General features: G+C 44.7%; 10 protein-coding genes and 1 pseudogene. 7 read left to right on the top strand and 4 right to left on the bottom strand.

The features are described from left to right. Positions 1 to 208: 208 nt before the first annotated feature. Positions 209 to 2,380, bottom strand: coding sequence for a glutamine synthetase III family protein (locus tag LW728_RS20590; RefSeq protein WP_046662456.1), 2,172 nt, complete (start codon positions 2,378 to 2,380; stop codon positions 209 to 211). Positions 2,381 to 2,769: 389 nt separating this feature from the next. On the opposite strand from LW728_RS20590, the gene LW728_RS20595 reads away from it, so the two are divergent. Continuing rightward, positions 2,770 to 3,360: a PEP-CTERM sorting domain-containing protein gene (locus LW728_RS20595; RefSeq protein WP_287767970.1), complete on the top strand. Its 591-nt coding sequence runs from the start codon at positions 2,770 to 2,772 to the stop codon at positions 3,358 to 3,360. 92 nt (positions 3,361 to 3,452) lie between these two features. Here LW728_RS20595 and LW728_RS20600 read toward each other — a convergent pair whose 3' ends face one another. Both LW728_RS20600 and LW728_RS20605 read right to left on the bottom strand, forming a co-directional pair. After that, a complete protein-coding gene (locus LW728_RS20600; protein ID WP_012264430.1) occupies positions 3,453 to 3,725 on the bottom strand; it encodes a Txe/YoeB family addiction module toxin in 273 nt (90 codons plus the stop codon). Beyond that, complete coding sequence (locus LW728_RS20605; protein ID WP_002763657.1) at positions 3,709 to 4,008, bottom strand: type II toxin-antitoxin system Phd/YefM family antitoxin; 300 nt, start codon at positions 4,006 to 4,008, stop codon at positions 3,709 to 3,711. The genes LW728_RS20600 and LW728_RS20605 overlap by 17 nt, the downstream gene beginning before the upstream one ends. 377 nt (positions 4,009 to 4,385) lie before the next feature. On the opposite strand from LW728_RS20605, the gene LW728_RS20610 reads away from it, so the two are divergent. The 5 genes from LW728_RS20610 to LW728_RS20630 all read left to right on the top strand — a co-directional run bounded on the left by LW728_RS20610 (position 4,386) and on the right by LW728_RS20630 (position 5,999). Further along, a complete protein-coding gene (locus tag LW728_RS20610; protein WP_149973724.1) occupies positions 4,386 to 4,598 on the top strand; it encodes a type II toxin-antitoxin system HicB family antitoxin in 213 nt (70 codons plus the stop codon). Beyond that, positions 4,595 to 4,819 carry a type II toxin-antitoxin system HicA family toxin gene (locus LW728_RS20615; RefSeq protein WP_002803537.1) on the top strand — a complete coding sequence of 75 codons (225 nt, stop codon included), beginning with the start codon at positions 4,595 to 4,597 and terminating at the stop codon, positions 4,817 to 4,819. Before LW728_RS20610 ends, LW728_RS20615 begins: the two co-directional genes overlap by 4 nt. Before the next feature lie 77 nt (positions 4,820 to 4,896). Further along, complete coding sequence (locus tag LW728_RS20620; RefSeq protein ID WP_012264434.1) at positions 4,897 to 5,169, top strand: type II toxin-antitoxin system RelB/DinJ family antitoxin; 273 nt, start codon at positions 4,897 to 4,899, stop codon at positions 5,167 to 5,169. Between the two features lie 363 nt (positions 5,170 to 5,532). Continuing rightward, positions 5,533 to 5,778: a type II toxin-antitoxin system HicB family antitoxin gene (locus LW728_RS20625; protein WP_002766798.1), complete on the top strand. Its 246-nt coding sequence runs from the start codon at positions 5,533 to 5,535 to the stop codon at positions 5,776 to 5,778. Continuing rightward, complete coding sequence (locus LW728_RS20630; protein WP_271990164.1) at positions 5,778 to 5,999, top strand: type II toxin-antitoxin system HicA family toxin; 222 nt, start codon at positions 5,778 to 5,780, stop codon at positions 5,997 to 5,999. The genes LW728_RS20625 and LW728_RS20630 overlap by 1 nt, the downstream gene beginning before the upstream one ends. A 96-nt stretch (positions 6,000 to 6,095) precedes the next feature. On the opposite strand, the gene LW728_RS20635 is transcribed toward LW728_RS20630, so the two are convergent. After that, positions 6,096 to 7,532, bottom strand: a complete 1,437-nt coding sequence (locus LW728_RS20635; protein ID WP_287767982.1) for a folate/biopterin family MFS transporter — start codon at positions 7,530 to 7,532, stop codon at positions 6,096 to 6,098. Between the two features lie 356 nt (positions 7,533 to 7,888). On the opposite strand from LW728_RS20635, the pseudogene LW728_RS20640 reads away from it, so the two are divergent. Further along, positions 7,889 to 8,693: pseudogene (locus LW728_RS20640) on the top strand (RNA-guided endonuclease InsQ/TnpB family protein); the annotation flags it as partial.

An 8,693-nucleotide genomic window follows, 5' to 3' on the forward strand; every position in this document is an offset into this window, starting at 1 on the left:
CAGTTATAAGGTTGGTCTGGGTTGACCTCTTAGATTCAGTCGGGGGACTGAAGACCTTACTAGGCGGTTATTTCGGGCATTTGGCTCCCTATTTCATGCCTAAACGTTTCGCACAGCTATTCTTAACATAACTTAAAACTACCAGAGCTAAAAAGAAGGGGGTGGCCAATCATTTTTTCAGCCTATTTACCCCCTCCTTGCCGTCATGTTATTTAACAAACAACATTTCTTGATAGGTAGGCAGCGGCCAGAAATTGTCGGCCACTTCTCCTTCCAGCGTGTCAGCATATTCGCGCACCTTATCCATCAAGGGACGGATTGTTTGAGCGGAATACTGCATATGTTCCTCGATCGAGTCAAAATCGTCTTTAGCCATGGCCTCACTCAGTTTGCCAACGCTATCCATCAGTAATTTAATTAAATTCGAGACGGTTTGGGCCCTTTCCTTATCCATCTCGATGCCGATCGCCGCAGCATTAGCGATCGCCAAAGACAATTCCGACAAGTAGCGAACGGCAGCGGGATAAATAATCGTTTTAGCCATACTTACCACCAGTTCCGCCTCCACCTCGATGGCCAGCAAATACTGTTCCGCATAGACATCAAAACGACTTTCCAGTTCAACGGGGGTAAACACACCCATGCGGGCAAACAGTTCTTCGATATAATCAGCTTTCAGCACGGGTAAAGCATCGGCAGTGGTGCGGAGATTAGCCAAACCGCGCTCTTCTACCGCCATTTTGTGCCATTCCGGGGAATATCCGTTACCTCCGAAGATCACATTTCTGTGCTTGTCCATGATCTCCTTGAGAACACCCTCGGCGGCAGTATTGAGGTCTTCCCCAGCTTTCATCCGGCTTTCTAAGTTATCCGCCACCCAAGTCAGGGAATCGGCTAGAATCGTGTTCATCGCCACCAGCGGCCCGGAAACTGACTGATTAGAACCCACAGCGCGGAATTCAAAGCGATTGCCCGTAAAAGCAAAAGGAGAGGTACGATTGCGATCGCCAGGATCCTTGGGGAATACCGGCAGGGTATCGACACCGAGATCCATCAATCCCGGGGCATCAGAACCCTCAATTCGGCCTTGGCTAATTTGGTCGAATACCTTTTCTAACTGGCTGCCCAAATATACCGAAATAATGGCGGGAGGAGCTTCATTTGCCCCCAAACGGTGATCATTACTGGCAGTAGCCACCACTGCGCGTAAAAGCGGCCCGTACTTGTGAACGCCACGAATCACCGCCCCACAGAATAACAAAAACTGCATATTAGCGTGGGGAGTATCGCCCGGATCTAACAGATTGCCCTGGGTAGCGTTGCCGACGGACCAGTTAACGTGTTTTCCCGAACCGTTAATTCCTGCAAAGGGTTTTTCATGCAGTAGGCAGACAAAACCGTGTTTTTTAGCCGTACTTTTCAGCAAAGTCATAATTAACTGCTGATGGTCACTGGCCACGTTAGCAGCCTCGAAAAAGGGCGCAATCTCGAACTGTCCGGGGGCGACTTCATTATGGCGGGTTTTGGCCGGAATGCCGAGGCGATACATTCTTTCCTCTACTTCCTGCATAAACACCTGAACCCGTTCGGGAATCGCGCCAAAATAATGATCGTCGAACTGTTGACCCTTAGCGGCGGGTTTACCAAATAGGGTGCGACCGGTGAGCAATAAATCGGGGCGACTATGGGCAAAATGAGCATCTACGAGGAAATATTCCTGTTCAGCACCGCAGCTGGAGTTAACGGGGGCGACTTCCGTATGTCCTAAGAGCTTCAGCACCCTGGTGGCGGCTTTACTCATCGATGAAATCGAGCGTAAAAGCGGCGTTTTTTTGTCGAGGGCCTCTCCTGTCCAAGAGATGAAAACCGTGGGGATACACAGGGTTACACCATTATCCGTCTCCATGACGTAGGCGGGACTGGTGACATCCCAAGCGGTGTAACCCCGCGCTTCAAAGGTGGAGCGAAGTCCGCCGTTAGGAAAGGAGGACCCGTCCGGTTCCCCCTGTACTAAGACTTTGCCCGTAAATTCTGTGATCACCGAACCGTCGCTCTGCACGGAGATAAAACCATCGTGTTTTTCGGCGGTGGCGTTGGTCATCGGATAGAAGACGTGAGCATAGTACAGCGCCCCTTTGGACGTGGCCCAATCTTTCATCGCGGCCGCTACTGTACCAGCGATGGAAACGTCTAATTTTCCCCCGGTTAAAATCGTGTTTTTGACTGATTTGAATACGTCTTTGGGAAGACTGGCCTGCATTTTGCTCAGGGTAAAGACATCGGTTGCCCAGAGGGCCTCTAAACGCTGAGGAATTTTGCTAGGTAGGGGTTTACGATCCGTTACTTGAGAGATAGCTTGAACACGGGTTCCATAACTCATAAGTATTTTTCCTATTGTGTTGTGTCGTGGATAAAGGGTTACTTTAACTTAGGCGATGACAAGTTTCCTACTAACTTTGATGTTGAAGTCCGGTCAGAGGCTATTCTCCGCTTAATAATTTTGATCCCACGGCACAAGCTTCTCTGCGGTTTTTATCTGCTTGCGCCGGCCTCTTTTCCGATCAATTGGCAACACCAGCCTTAATCTTAAGAACAGATGATCGAGAGATTTGTATCAAAGATTACAAATATCCTAAACCCGATCTTCCACAAGCGATCGCACTGAGAAAACGGGTTTCTTTGAGAAACCTGTTTTCTGGACTTAAAAAAGTGATATTTGACAAAATCGGGGGGGGGTAAAATGCTGGTGGAATTTGCCCAAAATTGCCCATGAATTTTACAACTAACTTCAAATCTATCTCTCTGGCTGGTGTTGTCCTCGCTGGCACAGTTAGCGCGATCGCTGTACTGACTGTCCTCCCCGCCAGTGCCGCTTCCTTCAACTTCTTCCAAGGTGGCTACTCCGAAGGTGCTACCATCACCGGGATGTTTACCGGCGAAGATTTAAATAATGATGGTTTTATTCACTCCTTGGATGGTGAAGTCACCGACTACATGATGTCATTCTCTGGCAACTCCCTCGTCCCCGCCTTCTCCCACGGGCTGCCTGACTTCTTCGGGTTAGTTTATGTACTGGGCAGCGATATCGGCAACTTTTTTGATTCTGACGGGATAGCTTCCAGCAATGGCACAACTTTCTACGGCGCGTCAGGTGGAACTGAGCTCTATCCCGTCGATCCCAGTCTGCAATTTCCTGGCGGCAAAGTCGGGACATTCGCCGGTGCGCTCGATACTACCACTGAATTCGTCACTGTCAACACCGTTCCTGAACCGAGTACTGTATTAGGTTTAGGATTGTTAGGCTTGGGTGCATTGGTTAAACGCCAGTTAACGCCAAAGCCAGACAGCGACAAAGCTTAATTAGTTCCCCAATCCGTGTCATAGAAAACGGGTTTCTTTGAGAAGAAAACGGGTTTCTTTGAGAAACCCGTTTTCTGGAATACATAAGCTGTTTAAGTATAGTGATATCGTGCTGCTAAAAACTCAATGCGGTCATCTTTGACTCGATAGACTAGACGGTGTTCTGTGGTAATTCGGCGTGACCAAGTATTAGCTTCAAGATACTTTATGGGTTCTGGTTTGCCTATCCCAGTAAAGGGATCGGCGGTGACAGATTCTACGAGATCGAGTAGGCGAAAGGCGATTTTTTTATCTGTTTTGTACCACCATCTTAAATCTTCTCGAAATTGGTGATCAAAGACAATTGCCCTACTCTTGGCGTTCAATTCCTAACTCCTGACAAAGTTCTGTAACTGTCTGTCCCGGTATTGTTTGAACGTCCCTCTCCATTGAACGTTCCAGTGCTGCCAATAACTTTCTCGCATTCGCAGGCGATCGCAAAAGATAAACGGTTTCTAATAAGCCAGTTAATTCCTCTGCGCTTAATAGTGCCATATCTTTATGACCAGGGCGCGTAATAATCGCCATACTATTCTCGCTTTCCAGTCGATCCAGAAGGCTCGCTAAATTTTCTTGAGCTTGAGTGTAGGTAGTTTGGATAGAAAACATAAGGCGAGGGCAACGAGTTGATTCGATTTTAGCTTATTTCATCAACTGAGAAAACGGGTTTTTTAAAGAAACCCGTTTTCTGGACTTAGGGCGATCGATCTTCACTCCTACCTCATCCCAGAATAATTGACGAAAAACATCGATAAAACCCTATATAATCGCTTAAAACAGCGATACTTGACAAAATCGGGGGGGATAGGCTTTTGGATAGAATTTACCAAAAGACAGGACTTGGTTCCCTAATCCGTGCCATAGAAAACGGGTTTCTTTGAGAAACCCCTTTTCTGGAATAAGCCGCGATCGCTAGGAGTTGCTAACTCGCGCTAGACTGGATTCAAATAATTAACTTCCAATCAATTCAAAGCAAGGACAAACCCATGAAATATCGCGTCTTAATTGAGCAAGATGAAGATGGCATTTATGTGGCTGAAGTTCCCTCCCTACCCGGCTGTATTTCTCAAGGCAATACCCGGGAAGAGTTACTCGCCAACATTCAGGAAGCAATTGCTTTATATCTAGAAAGCCTAGAAGCGCACAATGAACCGATTCCACCACCAATTTCTGAGGAACTGGTAGAGGTTGAATTATGAGTGAACTTCCTTCTATCGCTGGTCGCCAAGTGGTTAAAGCACTAGGCAAGATTGGCTACGAATTAGATCGGCAGCGAGGAAGTCATATCATACTCAGACAAAAAGCCTATCCCTATCGACGCATCACCATCCCTGACCATCGAGAAGTGGCTAAGGGAACACTGAGATCTATCATTCGTCAAGCGGGATTGACAGTGGCAGAGTTTAAAACTCTCCTTTAGCTTGATTTGCCAGAGTCGAAACAACCGCTCATAAATCGCCAATTCAAAAATATACTATTAAACAATGTAAACGCTATATGAGTCAAGCTGCTGCTGCAATCAATACTAAACTAATTGATTCCCTTGCTCAAATTATCCTTTCCTTAACTGACGAAGAACAACAGCTTCTCCTACAAAAAATCCAGCATCCAGCCTTATCTGATGTCGATTGTCATCAAGGTTTTCCCTTTGATGTTCAAATTCCTAATACAGAAACGCTCGCCGCCATTGAAGAAGTAGAAAAACATCCTGAGCGTCTTAAGCGTTATACTAGCGTTGGGCAGATGTTCGAGGATTGGAACAGTGATTAAGACAACCCAAGTGCCGATTCCTGCCTTGATGCGTAGTGTCGAAGAAATTAAACTTGAATGGAGTTAAATATGGATTTTGTTCCTCAGCTTCCCCGGGATTCTGATCAACTTAAGCAAACTTTGGCAAAAGCACACCGCAATTGTCAAGAGATGGAATTAGTTGGATTACAATGAGAAGAAGCGATTAGTCGCTTAGAAGCGGAAAATCGTCAAAGACGAAGACAACAGCTAGAAAACCTAGAAAACGGGTTTCTTTGAGAAACCCGTTTTCTGGAGAAACAGGGCAAAATTATCGCCAAGTTCAAAACAACTGATCATCAAATCGACAATCTTCGAGACAATAACTGAGCTTTATTCCTGTCAATGATGCTAACAAAATATCTAAAACAAGCAATGGAACTGGCAACCTATGAAGTTCTAGAAGACGGTACTTTTTATGGAGAAATTCCGGGATTTGAGGGAGTATATGCTAATGAAACAACCCTCGAAGCTACTAAGGAACAGTTACAGGAAGTTTTGGAAGGCTGGGTTATTTTAGGACTACGCTTACAGCATCAGTTACCGATTATTGACGGTATCAATCTAACCCCTCAACAAAAAATCGCCTGATGCCACCTTTTGCCCCCATCAAAAGGAAAGAGTTAATTCGCCAGTTGAGAAAGCTGGGATTTTCTGGTCCTCTGGTAGGAGGAAATCATCAATATATGGTGCAGGGAAAATTAAAAATCTGGATTCCTAATCCACACCAAGGAGATATAAGTAAAAGCTTGCTGGCTAAAATTTTACAACAAGCAAATATTAGTAGAGAAGAATGGGAAAAATTAAGTTAAACAATTCTGTCTTGGAAAAGTTAAAAACTGTTCTCAATTAAGCAAGATGAATGCCATAGAAAAGGGGTTTCTTTGAGAAACCCCTTTTCTGAACTGTCAATCTCTTGTGTCGATTAATTCGGGGACAAGTTCAGGTATAAAACCGGGTTCAGCTAAAGAACCAGTAACATGATGTTCAAAGACTTCTGCGGGGGGAAAAGTTTTCTTGACTTCCTGAGATTGGGGATCCGTAGAAGGTAGCCATTTAATTAGGGGTAAAGGTAGGAGAGTAGAGAGATTAGTAATCACCACCAATAACCAAAGGTTATCAAAATTAGTTTCGGTGACTCCCAACCAATGGGTTAATAAAGCTCCGATTTCTTGGGAAACTAATCCCGACATATTCCAGATAGACATTAATAAAGCGAATAGAGATGCTTCAATGCCCACGGGACAAAGACGGGCCGATAAGATTAAGACGGGTAAAAAGGCAATTTGTCCCATGACGGTGAGGATGAGACTATCCCCCAAACTAAACCAATGATCGTCAATACCGAGCGCTCGATTAGTATGGGTAACTAAGAGTAGGGTAGTCATGCCTAAAAGCGCAGAAATCACCGTACTCCAACCCAAAATTAAACGAAAGGAAATCGCTTTTAAAAACCGTTGATATACCCAGATACCCAGGATCGAGGCTAAACTGGTGACTAAGCGCACTCGTCCTAAAAATTCTGGTTCAAATCCTAACTCGTTGGTGGTGAAGTAGAAAAAGGCAGAATCGGCGCTAGGAGTAGCCTGCCAGAGGAAAATAAAGGCAGTGGGTAATAAAATTGATTTTTGTCTAATTGCTGACCATAATTGCCCGATTTGCTCCTTGACTTTGGGCGTGGATTGTGCATCATCATTATTCTTGACTTTTTCCTCTGTAATTAAAAACGCCATGGCGGAGGCAATCAGGGGAAAAATAGCCGTGAGAGCGAAGACAGGACGAGTACCGAGGTGTGCCAGTAACCAACCCCCGAGATAAGCCGTAATTAAGCCGCCTAGCGCCGATATTCCCCAAGTTAAGGACTGTAGAGAACCGGATTGAGTGAAGGACTCTCTGCGGGCCCTTTCTACTACCAAAGAATCGACGATGACATCACTAATGGTGACAGAAAGGGAACCAAGCAGGATCGCCGCCGTCGCTTGCCAAGCATTCTCCACCACAGTGGCTAGGGCCAACCAAGCTAAAACACCGAGAATTCCCGATAAAATGAGGTAGGGGCGACGACGATAGCCAAAAATAGGCAAACCATCCGAAAGAAATCCAAAAGCTGGTTTAATCACCCAAGGAATCGCCGCCACTCCGATTAATGCCCCCATCTGGGAGGGACTCAAGGCCAAATCGTCTTTTAAAAAAAAGCTAACCGCTAATCGGGAGAGTCCGAGAATGCCCTGCACGAAATAAACCCCTAAAATGCCAATTAATTCGGGATTAGGGTCATTTCCGAACAAGATACTCTCTTTAAGGAATTTTTTCCCGCGATCGATGCCAAGACGATTAATAAGCATGAAGTTTCATAAATATTTGTTACTGTCTCTATAATAATGATTGAGCGCTCGATCGGTGCGTTAGCTGTTAGGGTTTAACTGTTGAGCTTTAGGTTTTGGCGGTTGGGTATTGGGTTTTAGGGTTTTAGTTGAATTTCCCCTGCTCCCCACTTCCCCATCCCCAATCGGCATAACAGGCTCATTAAAGGTTACCTAAAATGTCGGATGAATGCCCCCGCTAGATTTTTCGACAAGATGCTCACCTTTGCGGGGGATGAAATCCGACCAGAATATTAGCAACGGAGTATCGATTTAATTCTATCATTTGTGAGTAAACTGTGTTATAATCCACTTAGCCAATGGTCGAGAATTGTTAGATGCTAGTCGTAGAAGCAAAGCTAAAAAACGGAACACCAGAGCAATATCACCAGCTTGATGAAGCTATCAAAACTTCTCAGTTTGTGCGTAAATCTTGTGTTCGTTATTGGATGGATCATAAGGGTACAACCCGCAATGATCTCCAAAAACTTTGTGCGGTACTAGCTAACAATAAAGGGACCCCTTGGGTTAATAAATTAAACTCACAAGCACGTCAATCGGCTGCTGATAGAGCCTGACAATCAATTAATCGGTTTTACCAGAATTGTCATGCTAAGATACCAGAGAAAAAGGGTTTTCCTCGATTCAAAAAGCATAGCCGTTCGGTTGAGTATAAACTAACAGGCTACCAACTATCTGATGATAGACGTAAAATTAAATTTACCGATTGCTTTAAAGCAGGAGAATTTGATTTATGGTGTAGTCAAAAGACCTTAGTTTATTATTCAGAACAACAGATTAGACGGGTAAGAGTTGTTAGACTTGCTGACGGTTATTATTGCCACTTTTTGATTGACGTAGAACGGCAAGAATCACATAAACCAACGGGACAAATAACAGGAATTGACTTAGGGTTAAAGGAATTTTATACTGACGCTCAAGGCAATACTGTAGAGAATCCACGTTATTTAAGAAAGTCAGAAAAACGACTGAAAAAAGCACAAAGGAAATTATCAAAACAATTTCGCAAAGGAAAGAAACAGTCTAACAACTATCACAAGCAACGGATAAAAGTAGCTAAACTTCATCTTAAAGTGTCAAGACAACGTAAAGACAAAGCAATTAAAGACGCTTTGGCGTTAG

The organism is Microcystis sp. 49638_E5 (assembly GCF_021300285.1).
In the GTDB taxonomy this organism is placed as follows: domain Bacteria; phylum Cyanobacteriota; class Cyanobacteriia; order Cyanobacteriales; family Microcystaceae; genus Microcystis; species Microcystis aeruginosa_C.

Bases quoted from the DNA above. Each gene is read 5' to 3' on its own strand.
- LW728_RS20620 (WP_012264434.1), top strand. From the start codon at position 4,897: ATGAGTCAAGCTGCTGCTGCAATCAATACTAAACTAATTGATTCCCTT.
- LW728_RS20605 (WP_002763657.1), bottom strand. From the start codon at position 4,008: ATGTTTTCTATCCAAACTACCTACACTCAAGCTCAAGAAAATTTAGCG.
- LW728_RS20590 (WP_046662456.1), bottom strand. From the start codon at position 2,380: ATGAGTTATGGAACCCGTGTTCAAGCTATCTCTCAAGTAACGGATCGT.
- LW728_RS20635 (WP_287767982.1), bottom strand. From the start codon at position 7,532: ATGCTTATTAATCGTCTTGGCATCGATCGCGGGAAAAAATTCCTTAAA.
- LW728_RS20625 (WP_002766798.1), top strand. From the start codon at position 5,533: ATGATGCTAACAAAATATCTAAAACAAGCAATGGAACTGGCAACCTAT.
- LW728_RS20610 (WP_149973724.1), top strand. From the start codon at position 4,386: ATGAAATATCGCGTCTTAATTGAGCAAGATGAAGATGGCATTTATGTG.
- LW728_RS20595 (WP_287767970.1), top strand. From the start codon at position 2,770: ATGAATTTTACAACTAACTTCAAATCTATCTCTCTGGCTGGTGTTGTC.
- LW728_RS20615 (WP_002803537.1), top strand. From the start codon at position 4,595: ATGAGTGAACTTCCTTCTATCGCTGGTCGCCAAGTGGTTAAAGCACTA.
- LW728_RS20630 (WP_271990164.1), top strand. From the start codon at position 5,778: ATGCCACCTTTTGCCCCCATCAAAAGGAAAGAGTTAATTCGCCAGTTG.